Here is a 22,517-nt window from a genome sequence, read left to right on the forward strand (position 1 = left end):
CGGGCGGGGGTCAGCCGGACCGTTCCCGGACGAGCGCGCCGAGGTCCATGCGGGCCAGGCCGCGCAGGCCGGGGCGCTGCGCCGCCCACGCGACGGCGATCACGGCGAGCGCCGACCAGGCGAAGGTGGCGGGCCGGATCTCGGTGTGGAACGACATCAGGTCGCTGTTGAACGCGCCGAGGAACGCCCCGGTGGCGAGCCTCCCGAGGATCAGCCCGGGGACCGCGCCGGCGGCCACGACGAGGAGGTTCTCGGCGGTGACGAGCCGGCCGAGGCGGCGCCGCCCGACGCCGGCGGCGCGCAGCGTGGCCAGTTCGGTGCCGCGTTCGGCGAGGTTCACCGACAGGGTGGCGAACAGGACGGTGAAGGCCAGCAGCCCGCCGAACGCGAGCATGACCGCGACGAACACGTAGAACAGGTTCATGTACTCGTCCATGGTCTTCTTCAGGGCGTGCGCGTCGGTGTAGGCGACGACGCCGGGCCGGGCGGCGAGGGCGCGCCCGGCGGCGGCGCGGTCGGCGCCGGGGTCGAACGCCACCAGGACCGTGTCGGGCGCGGCGTCCGGCGCCCAGGCGGCGAGCTGGCCGAGCGTGGCGTAGGCGTAGGTGCCGAGCGGCTCGTCCACGAACCCGGCGACGGTCGTCGTGGCGGTGCGGCCGTCGCCGAGGCGCAGCCCGACGCGGTCGCCGGCGTCCACGCCGAGCTTGTCGCGCAGGGCCACGCCGAGCAGCACGCCGTGCGCGGGCAGGCTCCGCTCGCCGCCGCCGGGGGTGAGGAACCGGTGCATGCGGGTCCCGGCGGGGAGCCCGACGACGGTGGTGGAGTAGCCCGCGCCCCCGGCGGTGACGGTGACGGGGACGTGCGCGGACGGCTCGGCGGCGCGGACCCCGGGGGTCGCGGCCACCGCGCCGAGCGCGGCGCCGTCGAGGGGGCGCCCGAGGGTGAGTTCGGCGTCCTGCCGCTGGATCTGGTCGAACTGGCGGGAGACGGTGGCCTTGGAGGAGTCGAGCATCCCCCACGACACCAGGATCAGGACGAGGGCGAGGACGACGCCCGCCATGGTGTAGATGGTGCGGCGCAACTGGCGCGTGGGGCCGCGCAGCACCAGCCACGCCCCGGCGGGCAGCCGCCCCGCGGCGGGCACCGCCCGCGCCAGCCGGGCGAGCCGGCCCCCTCCCCCGGTCGCGGGGACGGTGCCGCGCATCGCCTCGGCGGGCGGGACGCGTGCGGCCGCCGCCGCGGGCGCGAGCGCGGCGAGCGCGCCCGCGGCGACCCCGAACGCCAGCCCGGCGGCGACGGTGGTCGCGCGCACCGACACCAGCGTCTCCGGCAGCCCGATCGCGTCCCCGTACAGCCGGGTGACGGTCCCGGCCAGCAGGAGCCCGGCGGCGACGCCGAGGGCGGACCCGGCGAGCCCGACCGCGACGCCGGTGGCGAGGTAGTGGGCGACGACGGTGCGGCGGCGGAACCCGGAGGCGCGCAGCGTCCCGATGATCACCCGGTCGCGGGCGACGCGGCGGGTCAGCACGACGTAGACGGCGACGCCGGCGGCGGTGAGGAACAGCAGCGGGAACATCACCGCCAGCTCGGAGAACCCCTTGATGTCCTCGGCGAGGGTGGCGTTGGAGGGCTGCTCGGCGCGGGTGAGCGCCGCGCCCGCCCCGTGCGACCGGGCGGCGGCGGTGAGGGCGGCGTCCAGCTCCGCGGCGCGCTCGCGTCCGGCGGCGGTGTAGTAGACGGCCGCCTGGCGGGGCGCCGCGGCCCCGGCGATCCGCCGGGCGAGCGGCTCGGGGACGAACAGGACGCCGAACGATCCGGGCGCGGGCAGGACGTTCTGGCGGCTGGCGGCGGGCCACAGGTACTCGGGCGAGGAGACGGTGCCGCGCACCGACAGGGGCAGCCACGCCCGCCCGTCCCACGCCGCCACGGCGGCGCCGGGCCGCAGCCCCGCCTGGTCGGCGATGTGGGTGTCGGCGAGGACGCCGCGCGGCGCGGCCGGGTCGAGGTAGGCGCCGCTCAGGACCTTCACCCGGTTCACCGCGGGCTGCGCTCCGGCGGGGAGCCCGACGACGCGGCCGACGAGGGTGTCGCCGCCGGGCATGCGCAGGGGGACGTCCGCGACCGTGCGGACGGCGACCGCCCGCACGCCGGGCCGCGCCGCCGCGTCCCGCGCGATCGCGGCGGTGTCGCCGCCGGTCAGGGTGAGGTCGGCGAACCGGTACTCGCGGAACAGGGCCTGGTAGCCGGCGTCGAGGTTGCGGTAGGCGTCGTAGGACGCGCCGAACAGCGCGACGCCGAGCATCACCAGCACCACCGCCGACACCAGCTGGGCGGGGCGGCGCCGCAGGTCGCGGCGCAGCTTGACGTTGAGGACGCGCACGGTCACCACTCGACCCGGTCGGCGGAGGCCGGCTCGGCGCCGGCGGTCACGCCGACGATGCGGCCGGACCGCATCCGCACCACGCGGTGCGCGAGGGCGGCGATCGCGGCGTTGTGGGTGACGACCAGGACCGTGCGCCCCTCGCGGTTGAGGTCCTGCAGGACGCGCAGGACGCCGCGCCCGGTCTCCAGGTCCAGCGCACCGGTCGGCTCGTCGCACAGCAGCAGCTCGGGGTCCTTGGCGATGGCGCGGGCGATCGCGACGCGCTGCTGCTCGCCGCCCGACAGCTGCGCCGGGAAGTGGCCGGCGCGGTCGGCGAGCCCGACGGCGGCGAGCGCGGCCGCCGCCCGCTCCCGGTCGCCGCGGCCGGTCAGCTCGGCGACCAGCCGGACGTTCTCCAGCGCGGTGAGCGACGGGACGAGGTTGAAGAACTGGAACACGAACCCGACGGTGTCGCGCCGGTAGGCGGTGCGGGCGTCCTCGCCGAGCCGGGAGATGTCGCGGCCGCCGGCGATCACCTCGCCCTCGGTGGCGGGCTCGATCCCGCCGATCAGGTTGAGCAGGGTCGTCTTGCCCGACCCGGACGGGCCGAGCAGGACGACGAACTCGCCGCGCCGCACCTCCAGGTCGGCCTCGCGCAGCGCGTGGACCCGCGCGTGCCCGGTCCCGTAGGTCTTGCCGGCGCCGCGCAGCAGAACCGCCGGCGGGGCATCGCCGTGCGCCGCCCCGTCCGCCCGGACGGCCGCCGCCCGTTCACCGCCGTGTCCCGTCATCGTCCTCTCCTCCGTCCGCCTGCCCGGGCAAGGGCCCGGACGGGCGCAGCAGGGCCACCAGGCCCGCCGCCGCGCCGCCGGCCTCGGTCTCCGGATCGACCATCACGTGCATGAGCAGCCCGTCGATGAGCGCGGTGAGCACCACCGACAGGGCGCGGGGGTCGGCGTCGGGGCGCAGCAGCCCCGACTCCCGGTTCTCGGCCAGGCGCGCGGCGAGCAGGTCGCGGAACGCCCGGATCTGGCGCTGGGTCTCGGCGCGCAGCTCGTCGTCGCGCAGGCCGTTCAGCATCGCCTCGACCAGGACCCGCTGCGCGGCGCTGCCGGGGCCGCGCGCCGCGAGCCCGCGGACGGCGTCGGCGACGGCGGTGAGGGCGTCCTCGGCCCGCAGGATCGCCTCGACGGGGCCTTCCAGCTCCTTCTCCACGGCGTGCAGGACCGCGGCGCGGCGGAGCGCGTCCACGGATCCGAAGTAGTAGTGCACGAGCGCGTTGTTGGCCTGCGCGCGGTCGGCCACGGCCCGCGAGGTCACCGCGGCCCAGCCGCCGTCGGCCATCACCGCGACGGCCGCCTCCAGCAGCCGGATCCGCGTGGGCACCTCGCCGTCCGCCATCGTCTCCGCTCCCGCCCGCTCAGGGCATCCGATCTTGGTCATTCGCTTTAAGCAACTGCCCAAGACGGTACACCCGACCGTTGCACTGTGCAATGGTTCCGGTGGAGGGCCCGGAGACGCGAGCGTCCCCGCGCCGGGGTCGCGGCGCGGGGACGCGGGCGGGCCGGGTCAGGCGTCCCTGCGTTTGAGCAGGAACGCGGCCAGGGCGAGCAGCGCGGCCGTCCAGAGCGCGAAGACGCCGTAGCCCTGCCAGGGGGTGAGCAGGTCGTCGGGGCCCTGGTGGGCCTTGGCGATCAGGGTGCCCGCCTCCGACGGCAGGTAGGCGTGGATGTGGTCGCCGACGCTGCCGGGCAGCAGCATGGCGAGGGGCGCGAGCACCAGCACGAACCCGATGACGCCGGTGATGCCGCCGGCGGTGTGCCGGACGATCGCGCCGATCGCGAGCGCGAACAGCCCGAGCATCGCCAGGTAGAGCCCGCCGCCGACGACGGCGCGCAGCACGCCCTCGTCGCCGAGGGACACCCGCATCCGGTCCCCGATGATCCCGGCGCCGATGAAGAACGACGCGAACGACACCGCGACGCCGAGGACGAGGACGACCAGCGCGAACACCAGGGCCTTGGCCCACAGCATCGGCAGCCGCCGCGGCACCGCGAGCAGGCTGGCGCGGATCATGCCGGTGGAGTACTCCGACGCGATCACCAGCACGCCGAGGACGCAGATGGTCAGCTGGCTGAGGAAGAACCCGCTGCCGAGGATGAAGCTGACCGGGTCGGCGGCGATCTGGGCGCGGTCGCCGGGGTCGGCCTTGTCCCACTGCGCCATCGTGAGGCCGACGAACAGCGCGGTGAACCCGAGGTCGAGCAGGACCAGCAGGATCAGCGACCACAGCGTGGACCGGACGGTGCGGATCTTCGTCCACTCGGCGAGCATCAGCCGGCCGAAGCTCGGCCGCCCCTGCGCGGCCTGGCCGGCGGCGGGCGCGGCGGTGGCGGGCGCGGTCATCGGGTCTCCTCCTCCTGGGTCGGGACCGGTCCGGTCGCCTGGCCGGGCGCCGCGCCGGGTGCGGGATCGGGCGCCGCGCCCGGTACGGGGCCGGGCGCCGGGCCGGGTGCGGGTCCGGGCGCGGGTCCGGGCGCGGGTCCGAGTGCCTGGGCGGCCGTGCCGTACTCGACGCTGTCGCGGGTCAGCTCCATGAACGCCGACTCCAGGGAGCCGCGGCTCGGCGTCAGCTCGTGCAGGACGATCCCCTCGGCCGCGGCCAGCTCCCCGACGCGGGGGGCCTCCATGTGGGTGACGGTGAGCAGCCCGTCGCCGCCCGGGTCGGCCTTGCCGCCCTCGGCGGTGACCAGCTCGGCGAGGCGCGCGGCGCCGGGGCTGCGCACGGTGACCGTCTTCTCGGTGCTGCGCTCGATGAACTCCTCGGTGGAGCAGTCGGCGATGAGCCGGCCGCGCCCGATGACGATGAGGTGCTCGGCGGTGACGGCCATCTCGTTCATCAGGTGGCTGGAGACGAACACGGTGCGCCCCTCGGCGGCGAGCCGCTGCATGAGGGTGCGGATCCACACGATGCCCTCGGGGTCGAGGCCGTTGACGGGCTCGTCCAGGATCAGCACGGACGGGTCGCCGAGCAGCGCCGCGGCGATGCCGAGCCGCTGTCCCATGCCGAGGGAGAACCCGCCGGCGCGCTTGCGGGCGGCCTCGGCGAGGCCGACGAGGTCGATGACCTCGTCGACGCGGCGCTTGCCGATGCCCTGCGTCTGCGCCAGGCACAGCAGGTGGTTGTAGGCGCTGCGGCCGGTGTGCACGGCCCGCGCCTCCAGCAGCGCGCCGACGACGCTCAGCGGGGCGTCCAGGTCGCGGTAGTGGCGGCCGTTGATGCGGGCGTCGCCGCGGTCGGGCCGGTCGAGGCCGAGCAGCAGCCGCATGGTGGTCGACTTCCCGGCCCCGTTCGGGCCGAGGAAGCCGGTCACCCGGCCGGGGACGACCGTGAAGGACAGGTCGTCCACGGCGGTCTTGTCGCCGTACCGCTTGGTGAGGTTCTCCGCCTCGATCATTCGCACTTCCCGGGCTGCTCGGCGGTGGTCCAGTGATCGTGATCACACTAGCGCGCCGGGCGCGGCGCCCGGATCCTCCGCACTGCGGAACCTCCTCCGACCCGGGTAGTAGGCGTGGAGGAGGTCAGGCGGCGGCGACGCCGTCGGCGGCGTTGACGTCCTTGTGGAAGCGCCGGTGCACGTAGAGCTTCTCGCCGAGGGTCTCGCAGCGCCACCAGAGGCCCTCCGGCGGCCCGATGCGGGTGCCGCGGGGCAGCTCGCGCAGGACCTCGTTGACGGGGGTCATGCGCAGCCGCCCGGACCGGCACAGGAGGATGCGGCGGTCGGTGACCACGACGACGCGGTAGGTGTTGCCGAAGAGGATGATCAGGGAGGAGACCAGGATCCAGTACGGGCTGACGGTCTGGCCGACGAACACCGCCTGGACGTTCTCGCCGGGCTGCAGGACATGGGCCGCGTTGGCGCGCATCTTGTCGCGGATGGCCACGGTGGGGACCTTTCTCGTGATCCATGCGGGGAGGGCGCCCGGGCTCCAGCGGGCCGACCGGTCGTCGGGCAGCCCGATTGTGTCACCGAATGACATGGAAATGTGCGGCATTTCACATTGTGGCCCGTTCAGGCCGCGGCCTGGCGCCCGCGTTATTGACCACCCGTCAATAGGTGGGCGAGGATGGCGCCCTGGACCCGACCGCCGGGAGGCCCGCTTGCCCGCCACGTCCCCGACCCCCGCACCCGACCGCCTGGCGGAGCGGCTCGCCGACCGCGACGTCCTGCGGACCCTCGCCTCCGAACCGCTCGTCGGCCTCGCCGCGGGCCGGGCGCTGCTGATGCAGCTCGCCCACCCGGGCGTGGCCCGCGGCGTCGCCGAGCACAGCGACTTCGCCGAGCGGCCCCTCGCCCGCCTGTTCGGCACCCTGGACTTCCTGCTCATCACCACGTTCGGGACGCCCGAGCAGGTCGCGCGGATCGCCGCGAAGGTCCGCGGCATCCACACGGCGGTGCGCGGCGAGGGCTACTCCGGCAACGACCCCGGCCTGCAGATGTGGGTGAACGCGACGCTCATCGACTCGGCGCTGTACGTCCACGAGACGCTGATGCGGCCCGGCGACACCGACCCCGAGGAGTACTACCGGCAGGCCCGCGTCGTCGCCGAGGTCCTCGGCTGCCCGCTGGAGGAGCAGCCGCCCGACCTTGCCGCGTTCCGCGCCTACATGGACGAGACGCTCGCCTCCCTGGAGGTCACCGGCGCCGCCCGCGAGGTGGCGCGGGCGGTCCTGTGGCCGCGCAAGCTCCGCGCCCTGTTCCCGGCCCTCATGGTGTTCCGGCTGGTCACCGCGGCGCTGCTGCCCGAGCGGCTGCGCGAGGAGTACGGGCTGCCCTGGACGCCGGGGCGCCGCCGCGCCGCCCGGCTGCTGCTGCGGGGCGCCGCCGCCGGGCACCGGGTCACACCGCGGTTCCTGCGGCGCCCGCCGCAGCCGCTGCTGGTCCGGCTGGCGGGCCACCGGGTGGACCGCACGCTGTCCGCGCGCCGCGTCCGCCGCCGCGCCGCCCCCTCCTGACCGCTAGCCGACGGAGGAGTAGGCGACGACGCCGCGGCGCATCGCGTCCATCGCCCGCCGCGCGGTCTTGCGGATGTGGCTGTTCTGCGGGGACGCGTCGGCGACCTGCCCGAGCAGGTCCAGCAGCTGCTTGACCGCGCGGACGAAGTCGCCGGCGGTCAGGTCGCTCTCCAGCAGCACCTCGTCGAGGTCGTCGCCCTTCGCCCACCGGTACGCCGTCCACGCGAAACCCAGGTCGGGCTCGCGCAGGAACGACACCCGGTTGTCGCGCTCGACGGCCTCCAGCTCCCCCCACAGCCGCACCATCGCGGCGAGCGCGTCCTGCGCCGCGCCGCCGGGGGTGCGGGGCGGCGCGGCGTCGTCGGGCTGCCGCGACTCGTACACCAGCGCCGACACGCACGCGGCCAGCTCGGCGTGGTCGAGCTTCTCCCACAGCCCCTCGCGGAGGCTCTCGGCGGTGAGCAGGTCCAGCTCGTTGTAGATGCGGCCGAGGCGGCGGCCCTCGGCGGTGACGGAGTCGCCGTCGAGGTAGCCGAGCTGCTGCAGCACCGCGCAGACCCGGTCGAAGGTGCGGGCGATCACCTGGGAGCGGCCCTCGACGCGGCGGCGCAGCTGCTCGGTCTCCCGGTCCAGCCGGTGGTACCGCTCGGCCCAGCGGGCGTGGTCCTCGCGCTGGTCGCAGCCGTGCACCGGGTGGCGGCGCAGCTCGGCGCGCAGCCGGGTGACCTCGGCGTCCTCCGCGGCGGCGGAGTCGGCGCGGGCGCGCCTGCGGTCGCGGACGTCGTCGGGCACCCGGTTGCGGAGCGTGGACGCCAGGTCGCGGCGGTCCTGCGGGTTGCGGGGGCTGAACGACTTGGGGATGCGGATCCGGTCGACCGGCTCGACGGCGCGGGGGAAGTCCTGGATCGACAGCCGCTGCACCGACCGGTTGACCGTCAGCACCAGCGGCGCCGGCCCGTCCGAGCGGCGCCCCACGCCCGGGTCGAGGACGACGGCGAGGCCGGAGCGGCGCCCCGACGGCACGATGATCACGTCGCCGGGCCGCAGGTGCTCCAGCGACCGCGCGGCCTCCGCGCGGCGCGCCGACGACCGCTCCCGGGACAGCTCCGCCTCCCGGTCCGACAGCCGCCGCCGCATCGCCGCGTACTCCATGAAGTCGCCCAGGTGGCACTGCGCGGCCTTGGCGTACCCCTCCAGGGCCTCCTCGTTCTTGCGGACCTGCCGGGCCAGCCCCACCACGGCGCGGTCGGCCTGGAACTGCGCGAACGACTCCTCCAGCAGCGTCCGGGCCCGTTCGATCCCGACGGCGCCGACCAGGTTCACCGCCATGTTGTACGACGGCCGGAAGCTGGAGTTCAGCGGGTAGGTGCGGGTGCCGGCCAGGCCCGCGACGGACGCCGGGTCCACGTTCGGGCCCCACACCACGACGGCGTGGCCCTCCACGTCGATGCCGCGGCGCCCGGCGCGGCCCGTCAGCTGCGTGTACTCGCCGGGGGTGAGGTCGACGTGCGCCTCGCCGTTCCACTTGTCGAGCTTCTCGATCACGACGGTGCGGGCGGGCATGTTGATGCCGAGCGCCAGCGTCTCCGTCGCGAACACCGCCTTGATCAGCCCGCGGGTGAACAGCTCCTCGACGATCTCCTTGAACGTCGGCAGCATCCCGGCGTGGTGCGCGGCGACGCCGCGCTGCAGGGCCTCCAGGAAGTCGCCGTAGCCGAGGATCCGCAGGTCCTCCGGCGCGATGTCGGCGGTGCGCAGCTCGGTGTGCGCGCGGATCTCCTCGGCCTCCTCCCTGGACGTCAGCCGGATCCCGGCGTGCAGGCACTGCAGGACGGCGGCGTCGCAGCCGGCGCGGGAGAAGATGAACGTGATCGCCGGGAGCAGCCCGGCGCGCTCCAGCCGCTCGATCACGTCCGGGCGGGACGGGGGCCGGAACCGCTGCGGGCGCGGCGCGCGGCGCCGCCCGGTGCGGCGGCCCTGGTTGACCTTGGCGCGGCGGACCTCCTCGACCGCCATCCGCGTCAGCTGCGGGTTCAGCCGCGCCTGCCGGTCCCCGCCCTTGCCGGTGTCGACGAACAGGTCGTACAGGCGGGTGCCGACGAGCATGTGCTGGAACAGCGGGACGGGCCGGTGCTCGTCGACGATCACCGCGGTGTCGCCGCGGACCTCGTGCAGCCACTCGCCGAACTCCTCGGCGTTGGACACCGTCGCCGACAGCGCCACGATCCGCACCGAGTCCGGGACGTGGATGATCACCTCTTCCCAGACGGCGCCGCGGAACCGGTCGGCGAGGTAGTGCACCTCGTCCATCACGACGAACGCGAGCCCGGCGAGGGTCTGCGACCCCGCGTACAGCATGTTCCGCAGCACCTCGGTCGTCATCACGACCACCGGGGCCTCGCCGTTGACGCTGTTGTCGCCGGTGAGCAGCCCCACCTTCTCCGGCCCGTACCGGCGGACGAGGTCGGCGTACTTCTGGTTCGACAGCGCCTTGATCGGCGTGGTGTAGAAGCACTTGGTGCCGCCGGTGAGGGCGAGGTGGACGGCGAACTCCCCCACCACCGTCTTCCCGGACCCGGTGGGCGCGGCGACCAGCACGCCGCTGCCGTCCTCAAGCGCCCGGCACGCCTCCAGCTGGAACGGGTCCAGCTCGAAGTCGTACAGGGTGCGGAAGTCCAGCAGGGCCGGGCCGCTCCCGGCGGTGCGCCTGCGGTAGGCGGCGTACCGCTGGGCCGGGCTCTGGTCGGCCGACGCCGTGTCGGGGGAGGTCATGCCTTCGAGCCTACGGTTTCGACCGGCCCGATACCCAATCCGCGGCCGCCGGGGGGCGGGGTGATCAGCGGGCGGCGTCGCCCTTCTCCAGCTCGGCGTCGATGGCGTCCAGGTCCAGCGGGGACGCCTCGTCGTCCGACAGGCCCGCGTACGGGTCGGGGCGGCGGGCGCGGCGCCGGTCGTTGAGGAACGCCAGCAGCGCGGCGATCTCGAACAGCAGCACCGTCGGCAGCGCCAGCGCGAGCATCGTGAACGGGTCGGCGCTCGGCGTCGCGACCGCCGCGAACACGAAGATCCCGAACAGGATCATCCGCTGCATCCGGCGGATCCGCGCCGAGCTCAGCACGCCCGCCAGGTTCAGCAGCACCACGAACAGCGGCAGCTCGAACGTCAGCCCGAACACCAGCAGCATCGTCAGCACGTAGCTGAGGTAGCTGTCCACGGTGATCAGCGGTTTGACGTCGTCGGCGACGAACCCCAGGAAGATCGCCAGGCCCTTGTCGACGGTCACGTACGCCAGGCCGGTGCCGACGAAGAACAGCGGGACCGCGGCGCTCAGGAACACGTACGTCCAGCGCCGCTCGCGGCTGTACAGGCCCGGCGCGACGAACGCCCACAGCTGGTACAGCCAGATCGGCGCGGAGATGACCGCGCCGATGATGCAGGAGATCTTCAGCTTCAGGAAGAACGAGGAGAAGATCCCGTTGACGAACAGGGAGCACTCGTCCTTGTCGACCACGTGCGACTGCGGCAGCGAGCAGTACGGCTGCTTGAGGAAGTCCCACACCGGGTCGAACAGCAGCCACCCCACGACCGCGCCGACCACGAAGGCCAGGATCGCCTTGATCAACCGGTTGCGCAGCTCACGGAGGTGGTCCATGAGGGGCATGCGGCCGTCGGGGGCGGCGTCGCGCCTGCTCAGCTTCATCGTCGGCATTCGGGCTCGGGGTCGGCGGAGGGAACGCGCGGGCGGGGCGGGTCAGCCCTGGCGCAGCTTGCCGGGGTCGGACACCGGCACGCCCTCGATCGGCTCGCCGGAACCGATCGCGCCGCGCGGCCGCTGCCCGGTGTCGCCGGCCGCCTCGCGCTCCAGCCGCGCCGCCTCCTCCCGGAGCCGCGCCGCCTTCTCCCGCGGGTCCTCGTCCTGCGCCTGCGCCTGCCGGGACGGCTTGTCCTCCGGCGCGTCGTCGTCGTCCTCGCGCAGGCCCTTGGTCTCGGCCTTCAGGATCCGCGCCGACTTGCCCAGCGACCGCGCGAGCTGCGGAAGCTTCGCCGAACCGAAGATCAGCACGACGACCAGCAGGATGATGAGCAGTTCGGGAGTCCCGATGTTCGGCATGGCAGTCCTCTTCAGCAGAATGGCCCTCAGGCCGATCGTACGCCCTCATCCGGCGTTTGTGACGACCGAGCATCCTGGAGGCGGGAGAGTTCGTCGCGCAGCGCCGACCGCCTCGGCTGCAGCCGCCGCCTGGTGCGGTCCAGCTCGCGGCCGAGGCTCCGCACGCCCAGCCACACCCGGAAGGCGCACCAGGCGAGCACCGCCAGGCCGGCGAAGCCCAGCGCCACCGACACCGCGACCCACATCACGCGGCCACGGTACCCGATCCGCTCACAGCACGCCGTACCGGGCCAGCGCCCGCGCCGCGTCCTGCCGCACCCCCGCCGCGACCGCCGCGGGCGCCACGACGCGGCCCTGGTCGCCGAGCCGCAGCGCCAGGCCCCGCACCCACCGCGAGTCCGGGGTCCGCAGCACGACCCGCAGCCGCCCCTCCCCCAGCTCCTCCACGCTCTCGCACGGGTAGTAGTCGGCCACCCACCGGCCCCGCGGCGTCAGCTCCAGCGTGACCGCCTCGTCCTGCGGCGACGGCCGGAACAGGCCCGCGTCCACGTCGATCGGCTCGGCGTCGTCCGGCACCTGCGCCGGCACGTCCAGCACCGCCAGGTCGGCGATCCGGTCCAGCTTGAACAGCCGCACCGCCTCCGCCCGCCGGCACCACCCCTCCAGGTAGGTGTTGCCCTCCACGACCAGCAGCCGCATCGGGTCCACGTCCCGCTCGGTGTTCTCGTCCCGCGCCGGCACGTAGTACGTCAGGTGCACGCGGCGGCCCGCCGCGATCGCGTCCCGCAGCACCCCCACCGCGGTGCGGGCCGGGTCGGCCGTCGCGCCGTAGGCGTCGACCTCCACCGCGACCTTGCTGGACACCGCCGCGGCCTCCCCCGCCGCGCCCTCCAGCTTCGCGATCACCCGGCTGAGCGCGTCCCGGTCGTCCAGGTCGGGGATCCCCGCCAGCATCCGCAGCGCCACCAGCAGCGCGGACGCCTCGTCCACCTTCAGCCGCAGCGGACGCGCGATCGACTCCGCCTCCGCCACCGTGATCTCCCCGCCCTCGTAGGACAGGTCGATCGGGCAGTACGGGTCCGGGGCGCGCAGCTCCACGCACCACAGCAGGTTCAGGTCGTCGATCAGCTGCTTCTCGGTCACCCCGAACGCGGCCGCCGCCTCCCCGAGCGCCACCGAGTCGCGGTTCACCACGTACGGGACCAGCGCCAGCAGCCGCCCCAGCCGGTCCGTCGACGTGGTCGCCGCCGCCCTGCCGCTCATCGCGCCTCCCCTTCGCGCCCCGGGTGCCCCCCGGCGCCCGCCAGCACCGCCTTCAGATGCTGGATCACCGCCTCCCGCAGGTCCGGCGGGTCCAGCACGACCACGTCGTCGGCGAACCGCGCCAGGTACGGCGCGAACCGGTCCACGTCGCGGAACGTCAGGACCGCCTCGTCCCACTCGCCGTCCCGCTCGCCGTCCCGCTCGCCGTCCGGGCCGCCCTCCACCGGCCGCACGTCCTTCGCCCACCGCCGCGGGCCCTGCGCCGCGCCGCGCCGCAGCCGCACCACCGCCGGCCGCGGCTCGCTCACCGGGTCGCCCCAGTCGAACGCGATCCGCCGCACGTCCACCCCGTCCGGGACCGCCACCGACCCCGCCGGGCCGTCCGCGGCGACCTCCCCCACGATGCGGCTCAGCCGGAACACCCGCTGCTCCCCGCGGTCGCGGTCGAAGCCCACCACGTACCAGCGGCCCCGCCGGCTCACCACGCCCCACGGCTCCAGATGCCGCCGCGCCGCCGACGTCCGCCCGATCCCCTGGTAGTCGAACGCCACCGGGCGGCCGTCGCGCACCGCCTCCCACAGCGCCGCGAACGCCGGCTCGTGGGTGTTCACCCGCGGCTCGATGCCCACCGCGGGCGCCGCGTCGGTCTCCACGCCCGCCGCGCGCAGCTTCAGCAGCGCCCCCGACGCCGCCTCCGCCATGCTCGCCTGCTGCCACACCCGCGCCGCGAGGCCCAGCACCGCCGCCTCGTCCGGCGTCAGATGGATCTCGGGCAGCTCGTAGGCCTGCGGCGGGATCCGGTACCCGATCTCCTCACCGCCGCCGCCCTGCAGGTCGCTGCCCACCTCCAGCGGGACGCCGAGCTCGCGCAGCTCCTCCTTGTCCCGCTCGAACATCCGCTTGAACGCCTCGTCGGAGTCCGGGTAGCCGGGCACCGCCCGGCGGACCTGCTCGGCCGTCAGAAAACGTCGGGTCGCGAGCAGGCAGACCACCAGATTCAGCAGGCGCTCGGTCTTGCGCCGCGACACTCCGCCACCACCTCGTTCCCTCCGTGGCCCCCCGCACCGGGCGGCCGAACGTCCCCGCGAGCCGTACTGCAGGACGCTACCGTTTCCCGGTGTGATCCGATGGCGCAAAGGCACAGTCGAGGACATCCGCCGCGAATGGCCCGGGGCGGTCGAGCTGAACGTCTCGATCGGGGGCGACGGCACGCACCGCGCCCTGGCCTACCCCGCCCTGGTGGGACGGCCCGAACCGGGCGACACCGTCCTGCTCAACACTACGGCCTTGGCGATGGGACTCGGCACCGGCGGCTACGCGATGGTCGTCGCCGTCCCCGACCGGCTCCCGCCCGACCCCGCCGGCCCCGGCCACCTCGTCAAGGCCCGCTACACCCCGCTGCAGGCCACCGTCCTCGGCGCCGACGAGCAGGGCTCCCCCCACCACGACCTGCTCCGCGACGCCGACTCCCTGGACGGCATGCCCGTCGTCATCGCCGACCTGCACTCCGCGCTGCCCCCGATCCTCGCCGCGCTGCTGGCCGCCCGGCCCGGCGCCCGCGTCGTCTACGTCATGCCGGACGGCGGGGCGCTGCCCGCCTGGTTCTCCATGTCCATCGCCCGGCTCAAGGACGCCGGCGCCCTCGCCGCCACCGTCACCGCCGGGCAGGCGTTCGGCGGCGACCTGGAGGCCGTCACCGTCCACACCGGGCTCCTCGCCGCCCGCCTCGTCCTGCGCGCCGACGCCGTCGTCCTCGCCCAGGGCCCCGGCAACCTCGGCACCGGCACCAGATGGGGGTTCTCCGGCGTCTCCGCCGGCGAGGCCGTCAACGCCGCGTCCGTCCTCGGCGGCCGGCCCGTCGGCTCCCTGCGCGTCAGCGAGGGCGACGCGCGGGAACGCCACATCGGCGTCTCCCACCACTCCCTCACCGCCTACGGCCGCGTCGCCCTCGCCGCCGCCGACATCCCCGTCCCCGAACTCGGCGGCGCCTTCGGCGCCCGCGTCGCCGCGGAGGCCGCGCCGCTCGGCGACCGGCACCGGCTCGTCCCCGTCCCCGTCGACGGCCTCCACGAGACCCTCCGCGCCGCCGAGAAGGACTGGGGCGCCCCCATGTCCACCATGGGCCGCCGCCTCGACGAGGACCTCCCCTACTTCCTCACCGCCGCCGCGGCCGGCCGCCACGCCGCCGCGCTGCTCGGCTAGCCCCCGAGGGCCGCGGGCTCGGCGGCGCCCGGGGCTTCGGCCGCGGCGCCGGCCTCCGCCGCCGCGGCCTCCGCGGCCGTGTAGGCCGAGTTGAACGTGAAGGCGCGGGGGGACGGCCCCTGCGCCCGCAGCAGCGCGAGCCGCTCCAGGGCCTCCTCCACCGTCGGGATGCGGCCCGCCGGGACCCACCACATCACCAGGTGCGCCTCCGCGTGCCGCTGGAACCACTCGCGGCGGCGGCGCATCGTCTCCAGGTGCGCGCTGCGGTACACGAAGTCCCACAGCTCCTCCACCGACTCCCACACCGAGAAGTTCACGATCACGTCGTCGCCGGCGGGGCGCATGCCGGTGGCGTCCGGCCGCCCCTCCTCCACCAGCCGCCACACGAACCCCGGCGCCGCGTCGGCGAGCGCGTTCACCGGTTCCAGGAGCGCCACGAAGTCCGCCGTGCGCGGATCGTCGAGGGGGTGGCGGAGCGTGGCGACGTTGAACTGGGCCAGGTGGTAGCGGGTGTCGTCGCGGTAGCGGTTGTCGCCGCGGTAGCGGGCGTCGTCGTGGCAGCGGGCGTCGTCGCGGGTGTCATCCGTCATGATCCTCAGCTCACCACGGCGCCGCTTCTATGTCAATCCTCATTGTTTTTAGAAGGTTCGGCCGCCACGCAGCACCAGCCCGGACGCGGATCCATCCGCACCCGCACACCCGAACCCTCCGCCAACCCCTCCAGCAGCGCCAGATTCATCCCGCACACCAGCGGCGGGAACTCCTCCGCCACCGCATGGAACGGGCAGTTGCGCATCCGCAGCACACCGGCGTCGTCCACGACCGGCTCATAGCCCCGCCCGGCCAGCACCTCCGCCAGCTCCCCCAGCCCGCCGACGCCCCCGCGCAGCGCCCGGCCCCGCCTGCGCGCCGCATCCTGCAACTCCATGTCCAGGCCCGCCGACTCCGCCGCCTCCGCCAGCAGCCCCGCCGCCGTCCGGTAATCCCGCGCCGGCACCGACACCCCCAGCTCCGCCGCCGACCGCCGGTACACCTTCGCCGGACGCCCCGCACCCGGCCCCGACCGGCCCGTCAACCGCCGGCTGCCCGCCTCCAGCAGCCCCGCGTCCACCAGCTTGTCCAGATGGAACGCCGCCAGCGTCCGCGCCACCCCCGCCGCCTCCGCCGCCTCGTTCCGCCCCACCTCGCGGTCCTGCGCCGCCACGTACTCGTACAGCCGCCGCCGCACCGGATCCTGCAGCAGCGCGATCGCGTCGATGTCCTCCACACCGCCAGTCTAAGAACAACCGGCATGCGGTTTAGAAAACGCCGTCCAGAAAAGGGCGGTCAGTTCACGCCCAGCAGATCGACCACGAACACGAGCGTGTCGTCCCCCTTGATCCCCGCCTGCGCCAAGCCCTTCTTCCCGTAACCCAGCGACGGCGGCACCACCAGCAGCACCCGGCTCCCGACCCGCTGCCCCACCAGGCCCCGATCCCAGCCCTTCATCACCTGACCCGTCCCGATCGGCACCGCACGCGGCCCCGCCTTCGACCACGACGAATCGAACACCTGCCCGTTCCGCCAGAAATACCCCGCATACTGCAGCACCAGCAGCTGCCCCTTGCGCACCGCCGGACCGTCCCCCCGCACCAGCGCCCGCACCTGCAGCCCCTTCGGCGGCCCCGACCGCGGCATCGTCACCACCGGCGCCCGCCCCGCCGGAGCATCCGCCACCTTCGGCAGCCCCGGATCGTCCAGCGGCGCCTGCCGCTGCCCATGCGGACCCGCCGACCTCGGATACACCGCCCGCACGTCCAGCACGTACACCAGCGTGTCGTCCGCCCCCACCTGATGCTTCGGATCGCCCTCCGCGCCGAAACCGTCCTCCGGCGGAATCCGCGCCACCACACGCGCGCCCGCCCGCGCACCCTCGAACGCCTTCACCAGCCCCGGCACCAGCTGACCCGTCGGAAACGCCCCCGGCTGCCCCTTCTGATAGCTGCTCGCCAGCAGCTTCCGCCCGTCCTCACTCCACCGGTAGCCCACATAGTCGGCCACCACCAGATCACCCTTGCGGGCCGCCGGCCCCTTCCCCTCCCGCAGCGTCTCCACCGCAAGAGAGTCACCCGGCCCGCCCTTCGGGAACTCCACCTCCGGAACCTTCCCGAAATCACCCCGCACCGTCACGTCCACACCATCGCCGCCCCACCAGCACCCCGCCGACAACGCCAACGGCGCGGCGAGCACGACGACCATCGACAACGACCGGAAACGGCGGCGCATACGGGGGTCCTCCGAGGGGTCACGACCGCTACTGCGCGCTCACCCTACCGCCCGGCTGACCAGCCGGTAGCCTCCGGCGCGCGTGTCGCGCCGGAGCCCGCCCAGACCCCGCTACATCCCCGCGATCAGCTTGTCCACCCGCTCGTCCACCGACCGGAACGGATCCTTGCACAGCACCGTCCGCTGCGCCTGATCGTTCAACTTCAGATGCACCCAGTCCACCGTGAAATCGCGCCGCTTCTCCTGCGCCTTCCGGATGAACTCCCCCCGCAGCCGCGCACGCGTCGTCTGCGGCGGCACCGACTTCGCCTCGAAGATGTCCAGATCCCGCGTCACCCGGTCCACCGACCCCCGCTTCTCCAGCAGGTAGTACAGCCCCCGGTCACGGTGCACGTCGTGATACGTCAGATCCAGCTGCGCCACCCGCGGCGACGACAGCGGCAGATCGTACTTCCGCCGGTACCGCTCGATCAGCTTGTACTTCGTCACCCAGTCGATCTCACGCGACACCAGATCCAGATCACCCGTCTCCACCGCGCGCAGCGTCCGCTCCCACAGCTCCAGCACCCGCTTCGCCGTCGCGTCCCCGCCGCGCGCGTCCACGAAATCGCGCGCCTTCCCGAAGTACTCCTTCTGGATCTCCAGCGAACTCGCCTCCCGGCCGTTCGCCAGCCGCACCTTCCGCCGGCCCGTCATGTCATGGCTGACCTCCCGGATCGCCCGGATCGGGTTCTCCAGCGTCAGATCACGCATCACCACCCCGGCCTCGATCATCCGCAGCACCAGATCGGTCGCCCCGACCTTCAGCAGCATCGTCGTCTCACTCATGTTCGAGTCACCGACGATCACATGCAGCCGCCGGAACCGCTCCGCGTCCGCATGCGGCTCATCCCGCGTATTGATGATCGGCCGCGACCGCGTCGTCGCCGACGACACGCCCTCCCAGATGTGCTCCGCCCGCTGCGACACGCAGTACACCGCACCCCGCGGCGTCTGCAGCACCTTCCCCGCACCGCAGATGATCTGCCGCGTCACCAGATACGGGATCAGCACGTCCGCCAGCCGGCCGAACTCCCCGTGCCGCCCCACCAGATAGTTCTCATGGCAGCCGTACGAGTTGCCCGCCGAGTCCGTGTTGTTCTTGAACAGGTAGATGTCGCCGGCGATCCCCTCCTCACGGAGCCGCCGCTCCGCGTCCACCAGCAGGCCCTCCAGGATCCGCTCCCCCGCCTTGTCGTGCGTCACCAGATCGACGACGCTGTCGCACTCCGGCGTCGCATACTCCGGGTGACTCCCCACGTCCAGATACAGCCGCGCCCCATTCCGCAGGAACACGTTGCTGCTACGACCCCACGACACCACCCTCCGGAACAGATAGCGCGCCACCTCGTCCGGTGACAACCGCCGCTGCCCGCGGAACGTACAGGTGACGCCGTACTCGTTCTCAAGCCCGAAGATGCGCCTGTCCACACCATGACCCTATGCGGCGCGACCCCCACTTGGCAGTCTCTCGACCCCACCGTTTCCCGCGAACCCCGGCACCCCGCCCGAGCCGCCGCCCCGCAGCACGACGGGCCCGCCGCGGCCGAGGGCGTCCACCGCCCCGCCGCGACGAGCCCGCCCCGGCCCGCGGCCCCGCCACCCGGCGGCGCGCAGGCCCCGGTCTCAGTCCTCGTCCGCCCCCGACGCCGAACCCCCGGCGCCACCGGACTCCGCACCCGACGCATCGTCCGACGCATCGTCCGGCGAGCCGTCCGACCCCCCGGCCTCATCCGCCGCCGACAGCAACTCCGCGATCCGCCGCGCCGTCAACCGCTTGAACAACCGGTGCTCCCGGTTCCGGTCCAGCACCGCGACCTCCAGCGACGTCGCCTCCAGATGCCGGTCCGAATCCTGCGCCTCCAGCGCCCGCACCGCCGTCCGCAGCGCCTCCACCAGCGACGAACCCTCCCGGTAGCCGTCCTTCAGCGACTGCGCCACCGCATCGGCCTGCCCGCCCATCGCCACATAGCCGTGCTCGTCCGCCACCGAACCGTCGAACGTCAGCCGGTAGATCTGGTCCGTCTCCGCGTCCTCCCCCACCTCGGCGACGACCAGCTCCACCTCGTACGGCTTGTTCGTCTCCGTGAAGATCGTCCCCAGCGACTGCGCGTACACGTTCGCCAGACCCCGCGCCGTCACATCCCGCCGGTCGTACTGGTACCCGTTGATGTCGGCGTACCGCACCCCGCCCAGCCGCAGGTTCTCGAACTCGTTGTACTTCCCCACCGCCGCGAACGCGATCCGGTCGTAGATCTCACTGATCTTGTGCAGCGCCCGCGACGGATTGTCCGCCACGAACAGGATGCCGTCGTCGTACTGCAGAACCACGACACTGCGGCCACGCGCGATACCTTTCCGCGCATAGTCCGCCTTGTCCTTCATCTGCTGTTCGGGCGACACATAGAACGGCATGGACACCGGTCAGGATCCCTTCTATCGCAGCGGGGCGGTCGGACCGCCCGGCGAGTCGTAACGTCCGTCGACGACGGCCTGCGCCAGCGCGCCCACCTCGTCCTCGCCCAGCCGGCGATACCCGTCCGACGTCACCGACGCCACCACCGGGAAGATCCGCCGCGCCAGATCGGGCCCGCCCGTCGCCGAATCGTCGTCAGCCGCGTCGTACAGCGACTGCACGCACACCAGCGCCGCGTCCTCCGCCGACAGGTCGGCCCGGTACAGCTTCTTCAGCGCGCCCCGCGCGAACACCGACCCCGAGCCGATCGAGTGGAAGTCCCGCTCCTCGTACCGGCCCCCCGCCGGGTCGTAGGAGAAGATCCGCCCCTCGTCCCGCTCCTCGTCGTAGCCCGCGAACAGCGGCACCACCGCCAGGCCCTGCATCGCCATCCCGAGGTTCTGCCGCACCATCGTCGCCAGCCGGTTCGCCTTGCCCTCCACCGACAGCGTCCGGCCCTCGCGCTTCTCGTAGTGCTCCAGCTCCACCTGGAACAGCCGCACCATCTCGATCCCGATCCCGGCCGTCCCCGCGATCGCGATCGCCGAGAACTCGTCCGCCCGGAACACCTTCTCGATGTCGCGCTGCGCGATGACGTTGCCCGCCGTCGCCCGCCGGTCCCCAGCGATCACCACCCCGCCGGGGAAGCTCACCGCGACGATCGTCGTCCCGTGCGGGATGTCGTCGCCCGCCCGCGACACCGGCGGCGTCCGCCCGCCGGGCAGCAGATGCGGGGAGTAGCCCCCCAGGAACTCGGTGAACGACGACGTGTCCGGGCTCGAGAACAGCCCGGGCAGACGCCCGGTATGCGATTCGTGGGACGCCACGCGACTCCCTTCCCTCCACCAGGCGCCGGTGCCCTCACTGACCCCACCGGCGCAGACGAATACGACCCTACTGTTCAACCCTCGCCCGGCGCATGCCGCGTGATCCACTCCCGCGTCAGCCGACGGCGAACCTCTCTCCGCCGACACCCAGCCTCCCGGGCGTGACGACAGCCTCCGGAACTTGACGACGCGCGCCCGGCGCTCCGCCGCCGCGCGTGTCGCCCCCTGCCGGGCCCCGTGCGCTCTCAGGACGGCGCCCAGGCGCCGTCCGGGTCGGAGTCGTCCCACGTCGGCATGTCGAGCTCCTCGTCGAACGGCAGCGTCGCCTTGCGGTACTCGCCGTCCTGCTCCCAGAACTCCTTCCAGCCGCCCTTCGGGACCGTCGCCGGGTCGACGTCCGGGACGGTCAGAGACAGCCTCGTACCGCCGTCCTCAGTGGCCACCGTCCGGACGAGCCGCCCCTCCACGTAGTCGGCCGCGCGGCGCAACGCGATCGGGTCGTCGCGGAGCTGCCCCATTCCCGTGTTGCAGTTCAAGCACGCCAGGCCGCGCACCGCTCCCGTTTCGTGGTCGTGGTCGACGTGCTCGCCGGGGAAGTCCGAGCACACGGCGCAGAGGCCGACCTGCACCTTGAGGAGCCACTCCCTGGCCTCGTCGTTGATCCCGCGCCTCCGGCGCAGGTGGTACCGCCCCGCCGACTGCACGCCGTTCCCGCGAGCCGGCCGGAACGGATCCGAGCGGACCCGGTGCAGGCCTCCCAAGACCGGAGTGCCGATCTCGAGCCGCATGCGCCGGGCGTGCGAGCCGCGCAGCTCCAGGTAGTCCGCCGCCAGGCGGAGCACCTGCGGGTCGTCATGGAACTGGCCGAGGCCGCCGTTGCACTTGCAGCACAGGATCCGGCGGACCAGGCCGGTGAGGTGGCTGTGGTCGACGTGCTTCGCCTCGCCTCGCAAGCAGATCGCGCAGACGCCGCCCTGCTCGGCGATCATCCGCGCCACCTCCTGCTCCGTCACGCCGTACCGGAGCTTGAGCAGGAAGTTGCGCTCGCCGCCGTACTTCACTTGCTTGTGCTCGGCGATCACCATGTTGTGGCAGGGCTTGCAATATGCAGACAGTCCGGACTTACGGGAGCGATTACTCCCGAACTCGTCGACCTTCTTGACCGTTTCGCACCTAGGGCAGTATTTCATCCCCTCCGGAACTGCCGAGCGCCTTCGATGGGATCGGACCTTTTTCCCCTGGACCGCCTGCTTTCCCCGGTACGACGCCGCGTTGCGGAGACCGAAGCACTCCCTGCAGTACAGAGCGAGGCCGTCCGGGGAAGCTTTCCGTTTCCAGAACTCGGTCACGGGTTTCGTTTTGCCGCAGTCGCGGCATTGCTTCACACGCATGGGCGGGACTTTACCAGTCCCGCCCATGCTTTACCGCATCTGGAGTTTTCTAGGCCGAGGAGACCGCTCGATTCTTGACCGAATCGGACATGTCCGGATTTATTGTCTATTCCCCGCCCTTTTGGACAAAACCACGGACGAATTCCTCCGCATTTTCCTCAAGGACTTCATCAATTTCGTCGAGAATCGAATCGACGTCGTCAGTGAGCTTCTCCTGCCGCTCCTGGACGTCCTCGGTCGTCGTGGCCTCGGTCTCCTCGACCTCTTCCGTGCGCCGGGTGGTCTGCTTCTGACCGCCGGTGTCCTTTGTGGCCATTCCGTACCTCCGCTCTGCCGGTGCCTCCGACCCTAGCCGGGATCTTCGCCGGCGAGCGGATCTTGAAGGTCCGTTTCGCCGCCTCCGACCCCAGGACCGGGGGCATGCTCGGGTTATCGCCGGTCCGCCGACCAGCGAAACGGGCATAGCGGTCACGAAACCGAGACCTGGCCCGTTAGCGCAGGTCAGCGAAGGTGATAGGGCTCGATAGTGACACTATCCAATGGACGCAAAAAAGGGGCCGGGCGGCGCTTGTGCGCCGCCCGGCC

At 73.3% G+C, this 22,517-nt stretch carries 22 protein-coding genes; 2 read left to right on the top strand and 20 right to left on the bottom strand.

Going from position 1 to position 22,517, the window contains the following annotated elements; genetic code table 11:
* Nucleotides 1–10 precede the first annotated feature (10 nt).
* The 6 genes from ABTW95_RS27890 to ABTW95_RS27915 form a co-directional block, all read right to left on the bottom strand.
* Nucleotides 11–2,386 (bottom strand): ABC transporter permease, encoded by a 2,376-nt coding sequence (locus tag ABTW95_RS27890; RefSeq protein WP_500227830.1) that lies wholly within the window; start codon nucleotides 2,384–2,386, stop codon nucleotides 11–13.
* The gene (locus ABTW95_RS27895) at nucleotides 2,383–3,153 is read right to left on the bottom strand and encodes an ABC transporter ATP-binding protein (protein ID WP_396446757.1); all 771 of its coding nucleotides are present in this window, start codon (nucleotides 3,151–3,153) and stop codon (nucleotides 2,383–2,385) included. The genes ABTW95_RS27890 and ABTW95_RS27895 overlap by 4 nt, the downstream gene beginning before the upstream one ends.
* On the bottom strand, nucleotides 3,134–3,805 hold the full coding sequence (locus ABTW95_RS27900) for a TetR/AcrR family transcriptional regulator (RefSeq protein WP_396446756.1): 672 nt from the start codon (nucleotides 3,803–3,805) through the stop codon (nucleotides 3,134–3,136). The genes ABTW95_RS27895 and ABTW95_RS27900 overlap by 20 nt, the downstream gene beginning before the upstream one ends.
* Before the next feature lie 126 nt (nucleotides 3,806–3,931).
* The gene (locus ABTW95_RS27905) at nucleotides 3,932–4,768 is read right to left on the bottom strand and encodes an ABC transporter permease (RefSeq protein ID WP_396446754.1); all 837 of its coding nucleotides are present in this window, start codon (nucleotides 4,766–4,768) and stop codon (nucleotides 3,932–3,934) included.
* Nucleotides 4,765–5,820, bottom strand: coding sequence for an ABC transporter ATP-binding protein (locus ABTW95_RS27910; RefSeq protein WP_500227831.1), 1,056 nt, complete (start codon nucleotides 5,818–5,820; stop codon nucleotides 4,765–4,767). Before ABTW95_RS27910 ends, ABTW95_RS27905 begins: the two co-directional genes overlap by 4 nt.
* Before the next feature lie 124 nt (nucleotides 5,821–5,944).
* Entirely contained in the window at nucleotides 5,945–6,307 is a 363-nt protein-coding gene (locus tag ABTW95_RS27915; RefSeq protein WP_500227832.1) for a hypothetical protein, read from the bottom strand.
* A gap of 217 nt (nucleotides 6,308–6,524) precedes the next feature.
* Here ABTW95_RS27915 and ABTW95_RS27920 point away from each other — a divergent pair, with 217 nt between their 5' ends.
* Nucleotides 6,525–7,379, top strand: coding sequence for an oxygenase MpaB family protein (locus ABTW95_RS27920; RefSeq protein ID WP_396446751.1), 855 nt, complete (start codon nucleotides 6,525–6,527; stop codon nucleotides 7,377–7,379).
* Between the two features lie 3 nt (nucleotides 7,380–7,382).
* On the opposite strand, the gene ABTW95_RS27925 is transcribed toward ABTW95_RS27920, so the two are convergent.
* From ABTW95_RS27925 to ABTW95_RS27950, 6 genes are all read right to left on the bottom strand, one after another.
* Nucleotides 7,383–10,151: a DEAD/DEAH box helicase gene (locus ABTW95_RS27925; protein ID WP_396446750.1), complete on the bottom strand. Its 2,769-nt coding sequence runs from the start codon at nucleotides 10,149–10,151 to the stop codon at nucleotides 7,383–7,385.
* Between the two features lie 64 nt (nucleotides 10,152–10,215).
* Entirely contained in the window at nucleotides 10,216–11,079 is an 864-nt protein-coding gene (gene tatC, locus ABTW95_RS27930; protein ID WP_396446749.1) for a twin-arginine translocase subunit TatC, read from the bottom strand.
* Nucleotides 11,080–11,130: 51 nt separating this feature from the next.
* A complete protein-coding gene (gene tatA, locus ABTW95_RS27935; protein WP_396446748.1) occupies nucleotides 11,131–11,490 on the bottom strand; it encodes a Sec-independent protein translocase subunit TatA in 360 nt (119 codons plus the stop codon).
* A 26-nt stretch (nucleotides 11,491–11,516) separates the two neighbouring features.
* Nucleotides 11,517–11,735 (bottom strand): hypothetical protein, encoded by a 219-nt coding sequence (locus ABTW95_RS27940; RefSeq protein WP_396446801.1) that lies wholly within the window; start codon nucleotides 11,733–11,735, stop codon nucleotides 11,517–11,519.
* Between the two features lie 25 nt (nucleotides 11,736–11,760).
* A complete protein-coding gene (locus ABTW95_RS27945) occupies nucleotides 11,761–12,753 on the bottom strand; it encodes a helix-turn-helix transcriptional regulator (RefSeq protein ID WP_396446747.1) in 993 nt (330 codons plus the stop codon).
* Entirely contained in the window at nucleotides 12,750–13,781 is a 1,032-nt protein-coding gene (locus ABTW95_RS27950; protein WP_396446746.1) for a helix-turn-helix transcriptional regulator, read from the bottom strand. Before ABTW95_RS27950 ends, ABTW95_RS27945 begins: the two co-directional genes overlap by 4 nt.
* A gap of 91 nt (nucleotides 13,782–13,872) precedes the next feature.
* Here ABTW95_RS27950 and ABTW95_RS27955 point away from each other — a divergent pair, with 91 nt between their 5' ends.
* Nucleotides 13,873–14,955 (top strand): DUF3866 family protein, encoded by a 1,083-nt coding sequence (locus tag ABTW95_RS27955; protein WP_396446745.1) that lies wholly within the window; start codon nucleotides 13,873–13,875, stop codon nucleotides 14,953–14,955.
* Here ABTW95_RS27955 and ABTW95_RS27960 read toward each other — a convergent pair.
* The 8 genes from ABTW95_RS27960 to ABTW95_RS27995 form a co-directional block, all read right to left on the bottom strand.
* Nucleotides 14,952–15,545, bottom strand: a complete 594-nt coding sequence (locus ABTW95_RS27960; RefSeq protein ID WP_500227833.1) for a DUF3291 domain-containing protein — start codon at nucleotides 15,543–15,545, stop codon at nucleotides 14,952–14,954. The two genes, ABTW95_RS27955 and ABTW95_RS27960, sit on opposite strands and share 4 nt — an antisense overlap.
* Before the next feature lie 32 nt (nucleotides 15,546–15,577).
* On the bottom strand, nucleotides 15,578–16,222 hold the full coding sequence (locus tag ABTW95_RS27965; RefSeq protein WP_396446743.1) for a helix-turn-helix transcriptional regulator: 645 nt from the start codon (nucleotides 16,220–16,222) through the stop codon (nucleotides 15,578–15,580).
* 59 nt (nucleotides 16,223–16,281) lie between these two features.
* Complete coding sequence (locus ABTW95_RS27970) at nucleotides 16,282–17,220, bottom strand: FKBP-type peptidyl-prolyl cis-trans isomerase (protein WP_396446742.1); 939 nt, start codon at nucleotides 17,218–17,220, stop codon at nucleotides 16,282–16,284.
* Between the two features lie 111 nt (nucleotides 17,221–17,331).
* Nucleotides 17,332–18,690: a Pup--protein ligase gene (gene pafA / locus ABTW95_RS27975; protein ID WP_089325990.1), complete on the bottom strand. Its 1,359-nt coding sequence runs from the start codon at nucleotides 18,688–18,690 to the stop codon at nucleotides 17,332–17,334.
* A 195-nt stretch (nucleotides 18,691–18,885) separates the two neighbouring features.
* Nucleotides 18,886–19,674, bottom strand: coding sequence for a proteasome subunit alpha (prcA, locus tag ABTW95_RS27980; protein WP_396446800.1), 789 nt, complete (start codon nucleotides 19,672–19,674; stop codon nucleotides 18,886–18,888).
* 21 nt (nucleotides 19,675–19,695) lie between these two features.
* Nucleotides 19,696–20,541, bottom strand: a complete 846-nt coding sequence (gene prcB, locus ABTW95_RS27985) for a proteasome subunit beta (RefSeq protein WP_396446741.1) — start codon at nucleotides 20,539–20,541, stop codon at nucleotides 19,696–19,698.
* Between the two features lie 245 nt (nucleotides 20,542–20,786).
* Nucleotides 20,787–21,626, bottom strand: a complete 840-nt coding sequence (locus tag ABTW95_RS27990; RefSeq protein WP_500227834.1) for an endonuclease VII domain-containing protein — start codon at nucleotides 21,624–21,626, stop codon at nucleotides 20,787–20,789.
* 412 nt (nucleotides 21,627–22,038) lie between these two features.
* A complete protein-coding gene (locus ABTW95_RS27995) occupies nucleotides 22,039–22,248 on the bottom strand; it encodes a ubiquitin-like protein Pup (RefSeq protein WP_344274853.1) in 210 nt (69 codons plus the stop codon).
* Between the last annotated feature and the right edge of the window lie 269 nt (nucleotides 22,249–22,517).

This window comes from Spirillospora sp. NPDC127506, from assembly GCF_040302145.1.
In the GTDB taxonomy this organism is placed as follows: Bacteria; Actinomycetota; Actinomycetes; order Streptosporangiales; family Streptosporangiaceae; genus Spirillospora.